17 protein-coding genes are annotated in these 18120 nt (G+C 63.9%); 7 read left to right on the forward strand and 10 right to left on the reverse strand.

Going from position 1 to position 18120, the window contains the following annotated elements; genetic code table 11:
• Window positions 1–4 precede the first annotated feature (4 nt).
• Both infC and EV664_RS07865 read left to right on the forward strand, forming a co-directional pair.
• Window positions 5–538, forward strand: coding sequence for a translation initiation factor IF-3 (gene infC / locus EV664_RS07860; RefSeq protein ID WP_133495147.1), 534 nt, complete (start codon window positions 5–7; stop codon window positions 536–538).
• Window positions 539–900: 362 nt separating this feature from the next.
• Window positions 901–1278, forward strand: coding sequence for a hypothetical protein (locus EV664_RS07865; protein ID WP_211338485.1), 378 nt, complete (start codon window positions 901–903; stop codon window positions 1276–1278).
• 400 nt (window positions 1279–1678) lie between these two features.
• On the opposite strand, the gene EV664_RS07870 is transcribed toward EV664_RS07865, so the two are convergent.
• On the reverse strand, window positions 1679–2434 hold the full coding sequence (locus tag EV664_RS07870) for an SDR family NAD(P)-dependent oxidoreductase (RefSeq protein WP_133495149.1): 756 nt from the start codon (window positions 2432–2434) through the stop codon (window positions 1679–1681).
• Window positions 2435–2569: 135 nt separating this feature from the next.
• Between EV664_RS07870 and EV664_RS07875 the strand changes: the two genes are divergently transcribed.
• Together EV664_RS07875 and EV664_RS07880 are read left to right on the forward strand one after the other, a co-directional pair.
• Entirely contained in the window at window positions 2570–3463 is an 894-nt protein-coding gene (locus tag EV664_RS07875) for an AraC family transcriptional regulator (RefSeq protein ID WP_133495150.1), read from the forward strand.
• 281 nt (window positions 3464–3744) lie between these two features.
• On the forward strand, window positions 3745–5664 hold the full coding sequence (locus EV664_RS07880) for a cation:proton antiporter (RefSeq protein WP_133495151.1): 1920 nt from the start codon (window positions 3745–3747) through the stop codon (window positions 5662–5664).
• Between the two features lie 36 nt (window positions 5665–5700).
• On the opposite strand, the gene EV664_RS07885 is transcribed toward EV664_RS07880, so the two are convergent.
• Window positions 5701–6315: a TetR/AcrR family transcriptional regulator gene (locus EV664_RS07885; protein WP_229668173.1), complete on the reverse strand. Its 615-nt coding sequence runs from the start codon at window positions 6313–6315 to the stop codon at window positions 5701–5703.
• A 109-nt stretch (window positions 6316–6424) separates the two neighbouring features.
• On the opposite strand from EV664_RS07885, the gene EV664_RS07890 reads away from it, so the two are divergent.
• Complete coding sequence (locus EV664_RS07890; RefSeq protein WP_133495152.1) at window positions 6425–6817, forward strand: RidA family protein; 393 nt, start codon at window positions 6425–6427, stop codon at window positions 6815–6817.
• A 65-nt stretch (window positions 6818–6882) separates the two neighbouring features.
• On the opposite strand, the gene EV664_RS07895 is transcribed toward EV664_RS07890, so the two are convergent.
• The 6 genes from EV664_RS07895 to EV664_RS07920 form a co-directional block, all read right to left on the reverse strand.
• The gene (locus EV664_RS07895; RefSeq protein ID WP_133495153.1) at window positions 6883–7428 is read right to left on the reverse strand and encodes an SMI1/KNR4 family protein; all 546 of its coding nucleotides are present in this window, start codon (window positions 7426–7428) and stop codon (window positions 6883–6885) included.
• Complete coding sequence (locus EV664_RS07900) at window positions 7425–8117, reverse strand: aspartate/glutamate racemase family protein (RefSeq protein ID WP_133495154.1); 693 nt, start codon at window positions 8115–8117, stop codon at window positions 7425–7427. Before EV664_RS07900 ends, EV664_RS07895 begins: the two co-directional genes overlap by 4 nt.
• Before the next feature lie 27 nt (window positions 8118–8144).
• Window positions 8145–10901 carry a [protein-PII] uridylyltransferase gene (locus EV664_RS07905; RefSeq protein WP_133495341.1) on the reverse strand — a complete coding sequence of 919 codons (2757 nt, stop codon included), beginning with the start codon at window positions 10899–10901 and terminating at the stop codon, window positions 8145–8147.
• Between the two features lie 76 nt (window positions 10902–10977).
• A complete protein-coding gene (grpE, locus tag EV664_RS07910) occupies window positions 10978–11553 on the reverse strand; it encodes a nucleotide exchange factor GrpE (protein WP_133495155.1) in 576 nt (191 codons plus the stop codon).
• Between the two features lie 28 nt (window positions 11554–11581).
• The gene (gene hrcA, locus EV664_RS07915; RefSeq protein WP_133495156.1) at window positions 11582–12625 is read right to left on the reverse strand and encodes a heat-inducible transcriptional repressor HrcA; all 1044 of its coding nucleotides are present in this window, start codon (window positions 12623–12625) and stop codon (window positions 11582–11584) included.
• Between the two features lie 31 nt (window positions 12626–12656).
• Window positions 12657–13157: a DUF6438 domain-containing protein gene (locus tag EV664_RS07920; RefSeq protein ID WP_229668174.1), complete on the reverse strand. Its 501-nt coding sequence runs from the start codon at window positions 13155–13157 to the stop codon at window positions 12657–12659.
• Window positions 13158–13252: 95 nt separating this feature from the next.
• Here EV664_RS07920 and rph point away from each other — a divergent pair, with 95 nt between their 5' ends.
• A complete protein-coding gene (gene rph, locus EV664_RS07925) occupies window positions 13253–13969 on the forward strand; it encodes a ribonuclease PH (RefSeq protein ID WP_133495157.1) in 717 nt (238 codons plus the stop codon).
• Window positions 13966–14631: an RdgB/HAM1 family non-canonical purine NTP pyrophosphatase gene (gene rdgB, locus EV664_RS07930; protein ID WP_133495158.1), complete on the forward strand. Its 666-nt coding sequence runs from the start codon at window positions 13966–13968 to the stop codon at window positions 14629–14631. The genes rph and rdgB overlap by 4 nt, the downstream gene beginning before the upstream one ends.
• Before the next feature lie 371 nt (window positions 14632–15002).
• On the opposite strand, the gene EV664_RS07935 is transcribed toward rdgB, so the two are convergent.
• Both EV664_RS07935 and EV664_RS07940 read right to left on the reverse strand, forming a co-directional pair.
• The gene (locus EV664_RS07935) at window positions 15003–16574 is read right to left on the reverse strand and encodes an alpha/beta hydrolase (protein ID WP_229668175.1); all 1572 of its coding nucleotides are present in this window, start codon (window positions 16572–16574) and stop codon (window positions 15003–15005) included.
• Window positions 16575–16591: 17 nt separating this feature from the next.
• Window positions 16592–18103, reverse strand: coding sequence for a trypsin-like peptidase domain-containing protein (locus EV664_RS07940; protein WP_133495160.1), 1512 nt, complete (start codon window positions 18101–18103; stop codon window positions 16592–16594).
• Between the last annotated feature and the right edge of the window lie 17 nt (window positions 18104–18120).

Below are 18120 nucleotides of genomic sequence, written 5' to 3' on the forward strand. Positions count from 1 at the left end.
TCCCATGAACAGACGCTCGATGTCGCCGCCGCCGATGAACGGGCCGCGCTACAACGAGTTCATCCAGTCGCCCAAGGTTCGCGTGATCGACCATGAAGGCGAAAACCTTGGCGTGATGTTCACGCGTGAGGCGATGGAGCAGGCTGCCGAGTACGGGCTCGACCTTGTCGAAGTGTCGCCCAATGCCGACCCGCCCGTAGCCAAGTTTCTGGACGTCGGAAAATATAAGTACGAAGCCCAGAAAAAGGCCAATCAGGCGCGCAAGACGCAAAAGACGCAGGACATCAAAGAAATCAAGATGCGTCCGAATATCGACGATCATGATTACAACACCAAGATGAAGAATGTTCACAAGTTCATCGAAGACGGTGACAAGGTGAAGATTACCCTGCGCTTTCGTGGTCGCGAACTCAGCCATGGCGAAATCGGCATGGCACTGCTGCGCCGCGTCGCCGAGGACGTCACCGAAACCGCAAAGGTGGAAAGCTATCCCCGGATGGAAGGCCGCCAGATGCTGATGGTGCTGGCGCCGAAATAAACGGCGAGGCACTGTTTGCGCGACACAAAAGCCGCCCCGGACCCATGCGTTCGGGGCGGCTTTTTTGTTGTTTGATGCGCGATGAGGTCGCAAACGGATCACCGGCAGCCTCGTCATTGCGAACCCATAGCGGCGCGGCAATCCAGAGCTAAGGGCTATGCGCCGAGCGACTGGATCGCCACGTCGCTTCGCTCCTCGCGATGACGAACAAATTACGGGCTCGTCGTACATACAGCCTGTCGGGTTTCGCCCCAGATTACGTCGTTCACAACCGATCAATTGCTGGCTGCTTGCGGACGTTCAAAGCACCTGTAAGCTCGAGGGTATCGTGGTGCCGACACGCACGTGAAGGAGAAGCTCAAGTGCAAAGATGTCTGCGGCCTGTTGCCCCGACCATCGGCTTAATCGCGCTGGCAATATATTGCGCTTTCCCGCATCCTACTCACAGTCAGGCGCAATTGAAGGCGATCGCAGCCGAATCCCAGCATCTGATGTCGACTTATTCGCTCGGCCCTTCAGTCCAGCACGCTGACATCCCGAAAGCCAAGTGGCCACCTGCTATCGCAACGTTGAAGCCATATTCTGTAACCGTTCGCCACGGGATGGTGGATATCACGACAAAACCATTCTTTGACGGCGGCTGGGGCTATGGCTTCGCTGTGGATAAACAGGACTTGGCAATGCTCGTCGAGTGCTGGTCAGAACTGGGGCACGGCGTTTATTGGCACGGCCCCTGCTGACAAAAGCTTGAAGGCGCGCAGTTGCCAAATTCGAGGTTTGCTAGCGTCCGCTTTGGTCTGCTTCCGCTCAAAAGCGAACAGGCCGCTTTCCATCGGTATCGGCCATTCCACTGTTGCTGCGGTCGCAGTCGGCCATGCGCGCAAAATCATCTTAGCGGGACTGCGTCCGGTCAGCTTGAGCTCTTCGCATCGCAATACCGGCAGGCTCGCCCCGTCATGGCGCCGGCCGTCATCCTTGCCATGGCCATCGCCCCGGGGCGGTGGCGTTTGGGGTGGCATCGGGCGTTTGGGTGGCATTGTCGGGCGTGGCGGATGCGGGTGCTCACCCAACGAAAAAGCCGTGCCGGACCAGCGTTCGGGGCGGCTTTTCGTCGTTACGGCCTAAGCAGGTCTACAGGGATTACAGCCCCTGCCCGCCCGATACTTCGATCCGCTGGCCATTGACCCAGCGATTGTCTTCGCTGAGCAGCGCAGCGACCATCATGCCGATATCTTCGGGCACGCCGACCCGGCCGAGCGCGGTCATCGACGCGATTTGCGCGTTGAGGTCGGGGGTGTCGCGTACCGCGCCGCCGCCGAAATCGGTTTCGATCGCTCCCGGCGCGACGGTGTTCACCGCGATCCCGCGCGAGCCCAGTTCCTTCGCCAGATATTGGGTGAGCACTTCGATCGCGCCCTTCATCGCCGCATAGGCCGCATAGCCCGGAAAGATCATCCGGGTCAGCCCCGAGGAAATATTCACGATCCGCCCGCCATCGGCGATCATCGGCAACAGCGTCTGGGTGAGGAAGAACACGCCCTTCAGATGCACATCGACCAGCCCGTCAAACTGCGCTTCGCTGGTTTCGGGGATCGTCGCATATTCGCCATAGCCGGCATTGTTGACGAGATGGTCGACGCTATCGCGGCTCCAATGCTGCGACAGGGCCTGTTTCAGCCGCTCGGCGAAATCGGCGAAACCGGCGACCTTTGCGGTGTCGAGCTGCAATGCGACCGCGGTGCGGCCCATCTCGCGAAGCTCGGCGACGACCGCGTCGGCATCGTCGCTGCGACTGTGATAGGTGATGACGACATCGCCGCCGCGCTGCCCCAGCGCGAGCGCCATTGCGCGGCCCAGGCCGCGGCTGCCGCCGGTAATCAGGCTGATCTTGGTCATGACATGCTCCATTGCTCAGATTGCCTGCCTGATATGCGACTGAGCCTCGCTGCATGCTTGCCCGAAGCGGGGCCGGTTTTTGCCCGATCCTCCAAATCTGCTGACGCGCGCAACGGTTGCAGCTATATTCAGGCGATGAACACCGAACCGCTCCGCCATGCGCTCGATCGCTTCACGCACGACGCAGCCGCCACTTCAGGCCGTCCGGCTTCGGTGATGGCGGGGGTTCATGCGATCCGTTTCGATTCGCCGACCGCATTGATCCACGACGTCTATCGCCCGCTCGTCTGCCTCGTCGCGCAAGGGTCGAAGCGCGTAACGTCCGGCGGGACAAGCACGGTATTCGGTGCGGGCGAATCGCTGCTCGTCGCATCCGACGTGCCGACGGTCAGTCAGGTCCTGGAGGCAGGCCGCACCGCCCCCTATCTGTCGATCGTCGTCGAACTGGATGCAGCGATCCTCGCCGATCTCGCCGATTGTGCGCCGGCCGCGTCCCCTCTCGCAACCAGCGCTGTGCGCGTTACGCCCACCGAAGCGCAGATGGCCGATGCGATGACCCGGCTGCTCGCGCTGACCGATCGCCCCGATGGCTTGCGCGCGCTCGGTCCCGGAATCGTGCGCGAACTGCATTACTGGGTGCTTGCAGGGCGGCATGGCGGTGCGGTGCGTGCACTGGGAATGCCGGGCAGCCATGCCGAGCGGATCGCGCGCGCGGTCGCGCTGCTTCGTCGCGATTTTGCCGGCGCGATCAGCGTCGAGCGGCTGGCGAACGAAGCGGGGATGAGCGCATCGTCGTTTCACGATCATTTCCGGCGGCAGACGTCGCTGACCCCGGTGCAGTTCCAAAAACAACTGCGGCTGGTCGAAGCGCGGCGACGGATGCTGGCTGATGGCGCGAGCGCGAGCAGCGCGGCGTTCGGTGTAGGATATGAAAGCATATCGCAATTCACGCGCGATTATCGCCGCCTGTTCGGCGCACCACCGCTGCGCGAAACACGCGCCGCACGCGATCGCGTGGCGGCGGCGTAATCCCGCGCCGTTCATCGCAGGCGCAATGCGATACAGCGCCCGGCATCCTTTATATATTTTATCGCGCCGTCCGTGCCGCCTCGCTTTTGTGCAACCGCCCGCCGCTATCGGCGTTTGATCCTGTCGACCCGGCTCGGTGCCGGAGAAGAGCCGGGAACGGGAAAGCCCCTGCTTTGCGACAATGTTCGGATATTATTGGGGGCAGCTACGCCGATGACGGCAATACGATATAGAAAGTTTGTTTCTCCTGCCGCGCCCTGCTCTGCTACCGCCGGTACGGCATGATTGATTCGCTTCTCGTAAAGCTGGCGCTGATCGGCATTATCGGCATCGGTGCGCAATGGGTTGCCTGGCGCACGGGCCGTCCTGCCATCGCGTTGATGCTGCTCGCCGGTGTGATCGCGGGGCCGGTGCTGGGCATTATCGTGCCCGAGCGCGATCTGGGGCCGCTACAGGAACCGATCATCAAACTGGCGGTCGCTGTCATCCTGTTCGAGGGTGGGCTGAGCCTGAATTTCCGCGATCTGCGCCATGCGGGCAATCCGGTGCTGCGCATGGTCCTGATCGGTGTGCCGATCGGCTGGCTGCTCGGCGCATGGGCGGCGCATTGGGGCGCGGGGCTGTCCTGGGAAGTGTCGATGCTGTTCGGCGGCATTCTGGTGGTTACCGGGCCGACCGTCATCGGGCCGATGTTGCGCACGCTGCACCTTCCCAATCGCGTGTCCGACACGCTGCGCTGGGAGGGGATCGTCAACGATCCGATCGGCGCGCTGCTGGCCGTCGCGATTTACGGCTATATCACCTATGAGGGGCCGGATACCGGGCTGCTCTCGGTCACGCTCGATGTGTTGCTGGCCACCACCGTCGCGGGGCTTTTGGGGGTCGCGCTGGGCTTTGCGATCACCTGGCTGTTCCCGCGCGGCTATGTGCCCGAATTTCTGAAATCCCCGGTGCTGCTGATCGTCGTGATCGCAGGGTTCGTCATTGCCGATATCATCAAGCATGAGACGGGGCTGGTCACCGTCACGCTGATGGGCGTGGTGATGGCGAACCGGCCGGTCCATTCGACGCGGGTGCTCAGGCGGTTCAAGGAGGACCTGACCGTCCTGCTGATCTCCGGCGTGTTCATCATCCTGTCGGCCTCGCTCGACTGGGAGACGATGTCGCAGTTCCGCGCACGGTTCGTGGTGTTCCTGTTCCTGCTGCTGTTCCTCGTCCGTCCGGTGACGGCGCTGGTCAGCCTGCTGGGATCGTCGATGCCGTGGAAGGAGCGATTGTTCATCGCATGGGTCGCGCCGCGCGGTATCGTCGCGGTGGCGATTACCGGCCTGTTCGCGATCCGGTTGCAGGCATATGGCCTGCCGGATGCCGAGGCGCTGGTGCCGCTGAGCTTCGGCGTGGTGGTGGTCACGATTCTGGCGCATGGCTTTTCGGCGCGGCAGGTGGCGAAGCGGCTGGGCATCGACCGGGGCAAGGGCGACGGCGTGCTGATCGTCGGGGCGAATGACTGGACGACGGCGTTCGGCGTCTATCTGAAGGAACTGGGCTATCCGGTGACGATCGCCGACAGCTCGACCTTTGCGTTGAGGGGACCGCGCCGGGCGAATCTGGACGTGTATCGCGGCGATATATTGGACGAAGTGACGCAGGACCATCTCGACCTCGGCCAGTATCAGCAGGCATTGGTCGCGTCGGACAATGACGCGTATAATTCGCTGATCTGCGCCGATCTCGGCCCCGAAATCGGGTTCGAGCTGATGACCCAGACGGCGGCCGCCGATATCAAGAAAGGCGGCGTGTCGCCGCGCGGCCGCGTGCTGCTGGAGAGCAAGCGGACGATCGAGGAATTGCAGCGCCTCCTCGCCGAGGGGTGGAGCTTCGGCAAGACGCGGATCACCGAAAAGTTCAGCTTCGCCGATTATCGCGAGCGCCTGCCCAAAGGCGGCGAGCCGATCGCGGTGCGGCACGAGGATGGCGAGCTGGAATTCTTCGCGGCGGGGCAAAAGCCCTATGTCGAGGAAGACGATGTGGTGATCAGCTTCGTCCCGCCCGAACCCGAAGGCGAAAAGGCTGCGCGCAACGAAGCGCGGGCAAGCGAGGCCAAGGCCGCGAAGAACAAGGCCGAGGCAAAGGCGGAAGCAAAAGCCGAGGCGGAGGAAGCAGCGCGGGTGCAGGCCCCGAAGGATGATCTGCCGGGGTGAGGTGGTTCGGCGCGGATCAGGCCGGGCTGATGGGGGTCAGGAGCGCGAGGCGAGAAAGCCCTGCGCCATCATTTGGAAGGCCGTGATCGCATTGGGCAGGGTCTCGTCCGGCGTTGGGCTGGCCGCGACCCACAAAGCCGCATTGAACGCGGCGCCGCTCAGCAGCCGCGCCGCTGCCTCCACATCGACGGGGCGCATGACGCCGCTTTCAACCAGATCGGCCACCGCGCTTTTCGTGAGTTCGAGACAGGCATTCTGGCTTGGCCATTGCGACGGATCGCCGAGAAAGGCAGGGCCATCGAGCAGGACGATACGGCGGATTTCGGGATCGAGCGCCATTTCGATATAGGCCGCCCCTTCCGCCAGCAGCGCCTCCCATGGCGTTTCCGCCTGCGCTCCGGCCTGTTTCGCGCGCGCCGCCATCTCGCCATCGACCATCGCCACGACAGCAGCGAGCAGGCCCTTCTTATCGCCGAACGTGTGATAGAGCGCGCCGCGAGTCAGCCCTGCAGCGGCGGTAAGATCGTCCATTGACGCCGCTGCGAAACCATCGCGCGCAAAGGCAAGCCGTCCCGACCGGAGCAGGCGTTCGCGATTTTCCTCCATACGCTCGGCGCGTGTTTCCCTGCCATAGCCCTTTTCCCTACTCACATACGCTTCGTATGCAAACTTGACTTAAATCTCCACAAGCATTTACATACGCGACGTATGTGGAATCCCGTTGTGGTGTTCCCTCCCTCTCGCAGAGAAAGGTTCTTCCATGCCGACCAGAAAGCCGGTCTTTCCCGCTAACCGCCATGCCTTGTATGAGGAGCATGGTTATTCGGCGGCAGTCCCCGCCGACAAACTGCTGTTCGTTTCAGGCCAGGTCGGCAGCCGCCCGGACGGATCGCCCGAACCCGATTTCGAGGCGCAGGTGCGACGTGCCTTCGCCAATCTGAAGGCCACGCTGAACGCCGGGGGCTGCGATTTCGACGATATTATCGACGTCACCACCTTTCACACCGACCCCGAAGCGCAGTTCGGCACGATCATGGCGGTGAAGGCAGAAATTTTCGATGCAGCGCCCTATCCGGCATGGACCGCAGTTGGCGTGAACTGGCTTGCCGGGTTCGATTTCGAAATCAAGGTCGTCGCGCGTATTCCGGGATGATTGCGCGAGCGGTGCAGGAGAGGTTCGCGCTGAGCGGGCGAGAGTGGCGCGCGCCCTTGCACGTTCTAGCCGTTGGTCAGGGCGATGGTTTCGGGAAACCCTTCGGTATCGACATAGCGGTTGAGAAACACATGGAAACCGGGTGCCAGCACGCCCCATTCGTCGGCACCGACCTCGTGAAAGGCATCGAGCACCGGGGCGATACCGTCTGGCCCCGGCGGACCGAATACCAGGGTTTCCTGCCCCTCGGTCTGGCAGAAGGGGATGAAGGGCCAGTCGCCAAGGTCCGGCTCGACATCGCGCGCGATCAGAAACGCATCGCGATATTCGTGACGTATCGCGTCGCAGCCCAGTAAGTGGTTGGCGTTCCACGCTTCGGTATCGAGTGTCGCTTCATCACGCTCCGTAACGGCTTCCTGCGCGATGAAGCCGCCATTATGCGCGCGCAGAAACTGCTTATACGCATCGGGTAGCGCTCGCCCGATCGCCGCTTCCGTCTTGGCGATGTCTGCTTCACTGGCGGGCCCGTCGAAAAATGCGCGGTCGGGACAGCGAGCGATCAGCGCGCCCAGCTGGCGAATGGTGTCGGCGAGTTCCATCGCGCCGGTCATTGCGCCAGTGCCGCCTCCAGCGCGCCCTCGACATGGAGGGCGGTGGTGTCGAACAGCGGGACGGCGCTGTCTTCGGGGCGGACGAGCAGCATGATTTCGGTGCAGCCGAGAATTACCGCCTGCGCCCCCTGCCCGACCAGCCGCGCGATGATGTCGCGATACGCTGCGCGGGAATCCCCGGTAACGATACCCGCCACCAGCTCGTCATAGATTGTCCGGTGAACCGTCGCGCGGTCGGCCATGTCCGGCACCAGCACGTCGAGCCCGTGCTGCGCCAGCCGGTCCCGGTAGAAATCCTGCTCCATAGTGAAGGCGGTGCCGAGCAGCGCCACCTTCGACAATCCGGCACCGACGATCCGCCGGGCGGCGGGATCGACGATGTGGAGCAGCGGGATAGTGATCGCCGCCTCCACCTGCGGCGCCATTTTGTGCATGGTGTTGGTGCAGATCAGCAGCAGATCGGCGCCCGCGCCCTCCACCCGGCGCGCGGCATCGACCATGCGGTCGGTGAGCGCGTCCCAGTCGCCGGCGCGTTGCAGCGCCTCGATTTCCGCAAAATCGAACGACCAGAGGACACAGCGCGCCGAGGCGGCAGGACCATGCCGGGCGCGCACGCTCTGATTGAGCAGGCGATAATATTCGGCGGAGCTTTCCCAGCTCATCCCGCCGATCAGGCCGATCGTCTTCATCGTGACCCCCAAAGGTTTATCACGCCGTCACGCCGCTTCGCGGGTGTCCTCTTCATGGTCGGCGGCTTCGAGGAGGCGGCGTTCTAGGGCGGCGAGGCGGGTGGTGCTGGTGATTTTGTCGTTCAGCAGGTCAGTGACGTAGAACGTATCGACCGCGCGCTCGCCATAGGTGGCGATATGCGCGCTGTGCAGCGTCACCTTTGCCTGAAACAGCGTCTGCGCAAGGTGATGGAGCAGCGCCGGTTTGTCGCGGGCATTGACTTCGATCACCGTGAAGCGGTTCGAGGCGTTGTTGTCGATGAACACGTTCGAATGAATCTCGAACGCTTCGGCGCGCAGCCGGGGAAGCGGCTTGCGCTTCAGCCGCTCGGCCATTTTGGCGCGGTTGGTGAGCGCTTCGCGGATCGCATCCTTTAGCCGCGACAATTGTCCCGGATCGTCGAACGGGTTGCCGAGCGGGTCCTGCACGAGGAAGTTGTCGATCGCCTGTCCCGAGCGCGAGGTGTGGATTCGCGCGTCGATGATATTGCCGCCCGCGGCATGGATCGCACCGGCGATGCGATAGAAAATCCCCGGATGGTCGGCGCAATGGATGCTGACCAGCGTCGCATCCTGATTGGGATAGACCTCCGCCGCGATCGACAGCCCCTCGCCCTCGCGCGCCGCCGCATCGATCAGCCGCGCATTGGCGGCGATGACATCGACCGGCTCGGCGATCCAGTAGGATTCGGGGAGATCGTCGATGAGCAGCTTCATCCGCGAATCGTCCCAGCCAAGCGCTTCTGCGACATCGGCCTGTTTCGCGGCGATGCGTTCGTCGCGGCCCTTTTGCTTATGGCCGAGGCGAAGCACTTCTTCGGCCGATTCGTACAGATTGGTGAGCAGCTGCCGCTTCCACCCGTTCCAGATGCCGGGGCCGACCGCGCGGATATCGACGGTGGTGAGGATCAGCAGCATCATCAGCCGCTGCGGGCTTTGCACCTGTTCGGCGAAATCGAGGATCGTCTTGAAATCGGCAAGGTCGCGCTTGAACGCAGTCGCTGACATCAGCAGATGATGGCGCACCAGCCAGGCGACCGTTTCGGTTTCGCCCGGCGTCATGCCGAGGCGCGGGCACAGCCGTTCGGCGACTTCCGCGCCCAGCACCGAATGATCGCCCCCCCGCCCCTTGGCAATGTCGTGGAGCAGCACCGCGACATAGAGCGCGCGGCGCGCGGCGATATTGGGGAGGATCGCAGTGACGAGCGGATGATCCTCGGCCAGCGCGCCATGTTCGATTTTGCTGAGCAGCCCGATGGCGCGGATCGTGTGTTCGTCGACCGTATAATGATGGTACATGTCGAACTGCATCTGCGCGACGACACGGCCGAAATCGGGCATGAAACGGCCGAACACGCCCGCTTCGTTCATCCAGCGAAGCACGGTTTCGGGATCGCGTTCGCTGGTCAGCACGTCGAGGAACAGCGAATTGGCGAGCGGATCGCGGCGACAATCGTCGACCAGCTTCGCATCGCGCGATGCGGCCCGCATCGCCAGCGGGTGAATCTCCAGCCGATGTTTGCCGGCGAGGTGGAAGATCTGGATCAGCCGGACCGGATATTCGGCGAAGAAATCGTCCGACGGCAGCGCAAGCCGCCCGCGATCGAGCACGAAGCCGTGCAGCTTTTTGGGCGTACGGCGGATCGTCGGCAGGCCGAAGCGCCGCCCGCGCGCGGCATATTTTTCGTCGAGATGGGCAAGGAACAGCCCGGTCAGGTCGCCCACGCGCTTCGCCTGAAGAAAGTAGAACTGCATGAAGCGTTCGACCTTCGATTTACCGGGGCGGTCGGCATAATGCATCCGCTCGGCGATTTCGGGCTGCACATCGAAGGTCAACCGATCCTCGGCGCGGCCGGTGATGACATGGAGGTGGCAGCGCACCGCCCAGAGGAAATTCTCCGCGCGATTGAACTGGCGATATTCATGGCGAGTGAATAGCCCCGCATCGACCAGTTCGGCGGCACGGCGGACATTATGGGCATATTTGCCGATCCAGAACAGCGTCTGAAGATCGCGAAGCCCGCCTTTGCCTTCCTTCACATTGGGTTCGACGACATAGCGGCTGTCGCCCATTTTCTTGTGCCGGGCATCGCGCTCGGCGAGCTTGTCGGCGATGAACTGGCGCGCGGTATCGGCCTGAACCTCATGATGGAAGCGGCGGGCAGCTTCGTCATACAGATCGGTATCGCCCCAGATATAGCGCGCTTCGATCAGGCTGGTGCGGATCGTCACATCGGCCTTTGCCTGACGCACCATGTCGTCGAGCGAGCGCGAGCTGTGCCCGACCTTCAGCCCCATGTCCCAGAGCGAATAGAGCATCGATTCGATGACCTGCTCGCTCCACGCCGTCTGTTTCCAGGGGGTGAGAAAGCCGATATCGACATCCGAATGCGGCGCCATTTCGCCGCGGCCATAGCCGCCCACCGCGATCAGCACCATCCGCTCGGCAGTGCTGGGATTGTTATTCGGATAGAGCCGTTCGAGCGTGAAATCCCATAACAGGCGAAGCACCTGATCGATCAGGAACGCACCCGATGCCGCGGTGGCAAGCCCCGCCGAGGGTTTGGCGCGCAGCCGCTTTTCGATCTCCGACCGCCCATCGGCGATCGCGTCCTTCAGCACCAGTGCAGCGGCCAGCCGCAATTTGGGGATGTCGCGCCCTTCCAGCGCGGAAAGCCGTTCGGCGAGCGCGCGGCGATCGATGATCGCGCGCCGGTTCGGAATGGATGCGATGCGGGCCGACATGCCTTCGAACATAGGAACTCGCGCGGCCCGCGTCACCCCGGCTCGGCCGATAGCGGCCGAGCCGGGGACATCGCCGTCAGTCGGGCTTTTTCGCGACGCCGACCAAAGCGGGCCGCAGCAGCCGGTCGTTGAGCATATAGCCTGTCTGAATTTCCTGAACGATGGTGCCGGGTTCGGCCTCGTCGTTCGGCACTTCCATCATCGCCTGATGCCGGTTGGGGTCGAGCGCCTCGCCCATCGCGCTGATCTTTGCGATGCCGTGGCGCGTGAACACCGTCTCCAGCTCGCGACCCGTGGCTTCAAGACCGGTGACCAGCCCCTTCATCTTGTCATCGCCGCGCAGCTCGTTCGGGATCGCGCCCAGCGCGCGCGAAAGATTGTCGGCGACCGACAACACGTCGCGCGCGAATTGCGTGACGGCATAAGCACGCGCGTCCTTCGCCTCCTTTTCGGCGCGGCGGCGGACATTCTGCATTTCCGCCTGCGCATAGAGCGTCGCCGCATTCGCTTCCTCAAGCTGTTTTTCCAGCTTTGCGATACGGTCATTGGCATTGTCATGTTCGGCGAGTTCGGGCGCGGCTTCCGCCGTTTCCTCGCGAAGATCTTCGGCCTCGCCCGTCTTGCCGGGATCGATCTGATCGTTGTCGCTCATTGTTTCCTGTTCATGTCTGTTGAGGCCGTCAGCCCAGCAATCGGGCAACGGTCGCTGCGGTGAAATCCACCATGGGGACGACGCGGGCGTAGTTCAACCGTGTCGGGCCGATCACGCCGACCACGCCGACGACCTGACCGTCCAGTGCCCGGACCGGCTTTGCGATGACCGAAGAGCCGGACAGCGCGAAAAGTTTATTTTCCGAACCGATGAAAATGCGCGTCGCTTCGCCGTCGCGTGCGCTGTCGAGCAGGCGGGCAATCTCCTGCTTGCCCTCCAGCTCGTCGAGCAACAGGCGCACGCGTTCGAGATCCTCGCTCGCCGCTTCGTCGAGCAGCCGCGCCTGCCCCCGCACGATCAGCACGGGGCGCGCATCGCCGTCCTGCGTCCAGGTAGCGATGCCGCGTTCGATGAGCGCGCGTGCAGCGGCGTCGAGCGCATTGCGCTCGGCATCGATCCGGCGGACCAGCCGGGCGCGCACCTCGGCCAGCGTCGACCCGGCAAGCGTCGCGGTGAGGTAATTGCCCGCCTCCACCAGCGCCGAGGGTGCCATGCCGGGGGGCAGGTCGACGACGCGATTTTCGATCCCGCCGTCTTCGCCGACCAGCACGGCGAGCGCCTTGTCCTGGCTGAGCGGTACGAAGCTGAACTGGCGAACGATCATTTCGCGCTTGGGCACCATCACCATGCCCGCACAGGCCGACAGGCCCGACAGCGCGGCAGTGGTGTTGGACAGCGCCTCCTCAATCGATCCGGCTTCGCCTGCCCGCGATTCGATCGCCGCGCGCTCCTCGCTGCTGGGTTCGAGCGCGTGCATCATGCCGTCGACGAACAGGCGGAGGCCGAAATCGGTCGGCATACGCCCCGCACTGGTATGCGGCGCGGCGAGCAGGCCCAGCTCTTCGAGATCCTGCATCACATTGCGCACCGATGCGGGCGACAGGTTGAAGCCGGGGAGCCGCGAAATCGTGCGCGATCCGACCGGCAGCCCCGAATCGAGATATGCCTCGACCGTGGCGCGGAAGATGTCGCGCGCGCGTTCGGACAATTCGGTGATCGGCGGTGCCATCATATCCTATGATGTAGCGCAAGCCGCGCCCCGCTCAAGGGCGCTCGCCGATCAGCGATTCGATGGGAAGCGAGTCCACGGCATTGCCGAGCGCATCGATCATCGCGCCGTTCTTCCGCCGGTCGCAGCCATAATAGACGTTGAGATGATCGGTCCCCTTCGGCCCGGTCCATTTCACATCCACGCCCGGCATATCGGTCGCGGCATTTTCGCACAGCGGCGATCCGGGCTGATATAATTTCTCGCCTTCGGGGCGATAGGGCGCGAGGCGCGCGGCGAAAGCGGCATATTGCGCCGGGGTGACGGTAAAGGTGCGGTCGCCCTTCACCTGCGTGTTGCGCATGCCGGTAAAGGTGCCGCTGCCGTCGCGGCGGACGGTGACGGTATATACCGGGCACATGCCGAAACAGGGGCTGGTTTCATAGCGGATCGCCTCAGGCCCGGCGGTGCTCCCCTCACCCGGCTGCGCCTCGTTATGCGCGCAGCCGGCAAGCGCGGCGAGCGGGATCAGGATCGAAAGGCGCTTCTTCATCATATACGGTCCCTTTGAGCGGAATATCGCGGCGACACTGGCGCGACGGCGCGACGGGGTCTAGGTGCCGCGATAACGAGACCAAAGGAGAAATGTTCATGCGCCCATCCGGCCGCAGCCCCGACGAGATGCGCCCCATCACGATCGAACCGAACTTCACCCGCCATGCCGAAGGATCGGTGCTGATCGGGTTCGGCGATACCCGCGTGCTGGTGACGGCAAGCGTGGAAGAACGCATTCCGCCCTGGCTGCGCGGCAAGGGCGAAGGCTGGGTCACGGCTGAATATGGCATGCTGCCCCGCGCCACCCATACACGCGGCAGCCGCGAAGCAGCGAAGGGTAAGCAATCGGGCCGGACGCAGGAGATTCAGCGGCTGATCGGGCGCAGCTTGCGCGCGGTGACCGACCTGAAACTGCTCGGCGAACGCCAGATCACGCTCGATTGCGATGTGATTCAGGCCGATGGCGGCACGCGCACCGCGTCGATTTCGGGCGCATGGGTCGCGCTGCGGATGGCCGTCGACAAGCTGATCGCAAAGGGCGATCTGGCCGCCGATCCGATTCAGAAGCAGGTCGCGGCGGTCAGCTGCGGCATCTATCAGGGCAATCCGGTGCTCGACCTTGATTATGACGAGGATTCGAACGCCGATGCCGACGCCAATTTCGTGCTGCTGTCCGACGGCAATATCGCCGAGGCGCAGGCGACGGCGGAAGGCGCGACCTATGACGAGGAAGCGCTGCTTCGCCTGCTCCGCCTCGCGCGGATGGGCTGTAACGAAATCTTCGCGGCGCAGCTAAAGGCTGTCGGCAAGTGAGCGGCCCCGAAGAAGGGATCGGGGGCGATGCGCCGCAGGCGATCCGCAAACTCACGCCCGGCAAGCTGGTCATCGCCAGCCATAATGAGGGCAAGGTGCGCGAGATTCGCGAACTGCTGAAACCCTTCGGCATCGAGCCGGTATCGGCGAAAGAACTCGACCTTCCCGAACCGGTCGAGAACGGCACGACCTTTTATGCCAATGCCGAATTGAAGGCGATGCAGGCAGCGGACCTTTCGGGCCTGCCCGCGCTCGCCGACGATAGCGGGCTGTGCGTCGAGGCGCTTGGCAATGCGCCCGGCGTCTACACCGCCGACTGGGCGGAGCGGCAGCCGGTCGAGGGGCCACCGGGACGCGACTGGTATATGGCCATGGGCAAGGTCGAGGGGAAGCTCGCCGAAAAGGGACCGGACGTCAGCCGGTCGGCGCATTTCGTGTGCATGCTCGCGCTCGCCTGGCCCGACGGCCATGTCGAATGGTTCGAAGGGTCGGTCGAGGGTCAGCTCGTCTGGCCGCCGCGCGGGAATGTCGGCTTCGGCTATGACCCGATGTTCGTGCCACTGGGCGAAAGCGAAACGTTCGGCGAAATGGACCCGGCGAAGAAGCACGAAATCAGCCACCGCGCGGACGCGTTCCGCAAGCTGGTCGACGCGGTGTTCTGATGGTTTGTGCAGGCAGGGGCACCGGATCGGCCGCCCCTGTCCGCATCGCGCTGATGCCGGGATTGCACAGGCGTTATACCAGGCTGCATGGATGGCGCCCCATCCCCTCGCCGTCATGCCAGCGCAAGCTGGCATCTGCTGCAGGTGCGCGGATCGGTTCTCCCCAAGCCCCCCGGAGGCCGCAGCTTTCGCTGGGGTGACGACGATCGCAATACGCGCATAGGTCCACATCAACGCAGCGTGTCATGACGCGCTGACCCGATCGTCATCGCGAGGCGCGAAGCGACGAAGCGATCCAGCGGCGCGCGCGTACCGCCCTGGATTGCCGCGCCCCTGCGGGGCTCGCAATGACGATCTTTCTCGCCGGACTCTTACTGCTTCGCCTGCCAGTCATTACCGGGGCGGGCGATGTCGTACATTTCCTTGCCGATCACCTTCATCAGGCCCTGCCGGTCGTCGCCGATGCGGAACAGGTCGAAATGGGTGCGGTCCGGAATGAAGCGGAATTTGGAGGTATCGCCGACCTCCTCCAGCACCTTTTGCAGCCGGTGCGCGGGGCCGTCGAGATAGAAGGTATCCGCCGTACCGACGATCAGGTGCAGCTTGCCCTTCACGTCCGGACCGATCGCATGCCAGTCGCGCTTTACGATATGCGCGACGTCATAATTGTCGATCCAGTAGCGCGCGACCTTCGGATCGACTGCGCCCGTCGCCCGGTCGAATATTGGACAGGGGCGGCCATCGGGGCAGCGCGGCGAGAATACCCATTCAAAGCTGGCGAACTGACCGCCATAGCTGCCCAGCACATGCTCCAGCTCGCCGAATTCCTTCGTCGTCGCGATCGCCTTGCCCTTGTCGCGGATCAGCGGCAGCGGCTTGCCGTCAGGGCCGTGATAGAAATTGGCGTTGTCAGCATAGAGATTCACATTGGTGAAATCGTGGAAATCGCTCGGGTCGGGCGAGGTCGGCCAGGTGCCGCCGAACACCTTTGGCCATTTGACCTGAAGCCACAGCGTCGACCAGCCGCCCGAGCTATGCCCGGTCAGGAAGCGGCTGCTTGCTCGCCCATCCATGCGATATTGGCGTTCGAGCGCCGGAATCAGTTCCGTGACCAGCGCGGTGCCCCATGGCCCGTTATTCTTCGAATCGGCGAATTCATGCGTGCCGGTGGCGATATGATGGTCGAGATAGACCCAGATCATCGGCGGCATTTCACCCGTCGCCATCCGGTGCGCCATCATCGCCGCGCTCATCTTCGCCGAATCGAGCGAACTGCCGAACCCGCCGTCGGAATAGACGGTGGGAAAGGTCGCTTTGCCGTTCGGGTTATAGCCGGGCGGCAGCGCCACCCAGCCGTGAATCGCGGTAGGCCTGCCCCAGAAACGGGTCATGACCGTGCTCTGGAAATCGACCGGCCGAACCGATTTCAGCCCCTGATCAACCGCAGCGCGCAGGTCTTCGGGATAGCGCGCCAGCACCGCGTCGAAATCGGTTTTCGGCAGTGCCTTGTCCAGCGTCAGCACCGGCACCGCGCCGGGCAAGCTCGCCTGCACCACCGGCGAGACCAGATCACCCGCGTCGCGGCCCGCATAGGCATAGCTGTGATCGGGGTCGAGCACCGCCTGAAAGCGATAGGTGCCGGCCGGAAGCTCGGCAAAAGGCGTCGGAAAGGCATCGGTGCCGGTCCCGATCAGCGCCGGCGTGCCGGGTCGGAAATCGGTCACCTCGCGCCCCGCCACTGCCGTGCCGGTAGGGTTGAAGGCGGAGGTATCGACCTCCTCCTGCGGTTTGGCATCGGGCGCGACCTTTTCGGCGAAGATCAGCAACCTCCCCGAATGCGTTTCGCCCAGACCGGGCGCAACCGATACCGACACGTCGGTTTGGGCATATACGGGCGGCGCTGCTGCAATCAGCAGGAGCGCGGCGGCGGCAAGGCTTCGCATGGATAGTCCCCCTTCGGTCATTGCGGCGAACAGCTATAGACCAGCCGCTCATCGGGTTGTTCGGGCAGCGCGGCGCGGATCGCCGACTGGCGTGAGGCAAGCTCGCCCAGCTTCGCCTGATCGCTGGTGCAGCTCTTCAGCTCGGCATCGGTGCGCAGCTCGCGCACCCGCGCCATCGCATCGCGCGGCAGCAGATAGCGGTCGCTGGTAAAGCTGCGCGATGCGGGATCGAAATGGTTTACCGTCACACTCGCTTCATTGTCGGGGACGAGAATCCGCGTCCAGCCGTCCGCGCCCTCGACATATTGGGTGCGTCCCGCGACGCAGCCCTGTTTCCAGTCGAGCGTCATCGGGGCTGCGTCCGAAACCGTCACCCGGCTGCGATCGGGGTCGAAGCTGCATTTGAGCTTGCCCGACACCAGTGCAGCGCCGCTATCGCCGCCCGCCTGCCCCTTGTCCGTGTCGAGGCTCGCCGGGTCGAAATCGGGGCGCAGCACGAACAGCACGACAGCGCCGATCATGACCGCACCGCCCGCCGCCGCAACCTGAATCGCGCGGCGGCGATTGCCCTTGCTATCGATCCACCCGCCCGCACCGACGCCAAGCGCGCCGAGCACGAGCAGCAGCGCCGCGCCGCCCATCATATTTTCGCGGGTTGCGTCATTCTTCGCCCGCGCCGCAGCGACCGCGGCGTCCTGCGCACGCAGCGCCTGAAACCGCCGCTCGCGCGCTGCTTCCTCGTTGTTATCCGCCTGACGGCTGGCACGCTCGCGCGCCGCATCCATCACCGCCTGCATGCTGGTGCAGGGCCAGTCGACCGAGCGGAAGGGCTGTTTCTGTGCTTTCAGGAACGCGGCCAGCGCGTTTTCATCAAGCGACATCACAAAACCGCCATCGCCATCGTCGGCGCTGGTCACCGCCCGGTTCACGCCCACCACGCGCCCGCACTGGTCGAGCAGGGGCCCGCCCGAATTGCCGCGTGCAATCTGCGCGGTATGCTCGATCGTGCCGAGCCCGCGAAGGTCGCGATGCGTCGACAGGATACCGCTCGATCGCACCGGCGCGGTCGGGATGAGCATTTGCGACAGCGATTCCATCGTCGCCTTGTCGACATTGCCGGGATAGCCGAGCGACACCAACCCCGCCCCGTCGGGCAGCGATGGCGAATACAAGGTCAGGGGCGGCAAAGGCGGCCCGTCAAACTGAATGATGGCGAGATCGGCATCGGGATCGAAGGCGACCAGTTCGCCCTCATAATGCGCATCGCCGCTTTCGGGCACGATGTCGATCGTCACCAGCGAGGGGAATTTGTTCGCCAGTTCAACGACATGGGCATTGGTGACGATGCGGTTGGGCGCGATGGCGAAGCCGCTGCCATGGCCGCGCCCCAGCTCCTCGCCATCCGCCTGCGCGATAATAACGACCCGCACCACCCCGCGCGCCGCCGCCGAAATATCATCGGCACTGGCAGGCACGCCGGTGCAGGCGATCGCAGCGACCACCATCATCAGCACGCGCAACAGCCGCATCCCTCTCCCTCATCCGC

It is taken from the genome of Stakelama pacifica, assembly GCF_004361835.1.
Lineage (GTDB): Bacteria > Pseudomonadota > Alphaproteobacteria > Sphingomonadales > Sphingomonadaceae > Sphingomonas > Sphingomonas pacifica.

Coding starts and splice junctions, on each gene's coding strand:
- infC (WP_133495147.1), top strand. CDS start 5: ATGAACAGACGCTCGATGTCGCCGCCGCCGATGAACGGGCCGCGCTAC.
- EV664_RS07870 (WP_133495149.1), bottom strand. CDS start 2,434: ATGACCAAGATCAGCCTGATTACCGGCGGCAGCCGCGGCCTGGGCCGC.
- EV664_RS07875 (WP_133495150.1), top strand. CDS start 2,570: ATGAACACCGAACCGCTCCGCCATGCGCTCGATCGCTTCACGCACGAC.
- EV664_RS07880 (WP_133495151.1), top strand. CDS start 3,745: ATGATTGATTCGCTTCTCGTAAAGCTGGCGCTGATCGGCATTATCGGC.
- EV664_RS07890 (WP_133495152.1), top strand. CDS start 6,425: ATGCCGACCAGAAAGCCGGTCTTTCCCGCTAACCGCCATGCCTTGTAT.
- EV664_RS07895 (WP_133495153.1), bottom strand. CDS start 7,428: ATGACCGGCGCGATGGAACTCGCCGACACCATTCGCCAGCTGGGCGCG.
- EV664_RS07900 (WP_133495154.1), bottom strand. CDS start 8,117: ATGAAGACGATCGGCCTGATCGGCGGGATGAGCTGGGAAAGCTCCGCC.
- EV664_RS07905 (WP_133495341.1), bottom strand. CDS start 10,901: ATGTCGGCCCGCATCGCATCCATTCCGAACCGGCGCGCGATCATCGAT.
- grpE (WP_133495155.1), bottom strand. CDS start 11,553: ATGAGCGACAACGATCAGATCGATCCCGGCAAGACGGGCGAGGCCGAA.
- hrcA (WP_133495156.1), bottom strand. CDS start 12,625: ATGATGGCACCGCCGATCACCGAATTGTCCGAACGCGCGCGCGACATC.
- EV664_RS07920 (WP_229668174.1), bottom strand. CDS start 13,157: ATGATGAAGAAGCGCCTTTCGATCCTGATCCCGCTCGCCGCGCTTGCC.
- rph (WP_133495157.1), top strand. CDS start 13,253: ATGCGCCCATCCGGCCGCAGCCCCGACGAGATGCGCCCCATCACGATC.
- EV664_RS07935 (WP_229668175.1), bottom strand. CDS start 16,574: ATGCGAAGCCTTGCCGCCGCCGCGCTCCTGCTGATTGCAGCAGCGCCG.
- EV664_RS07940 (WP_133495160.1), bottom strand. CDS start 18,103: ATGCGGCTGTTGCGCGTGCTGATGATGGTGGTCGCTGCGATCGCCTGC.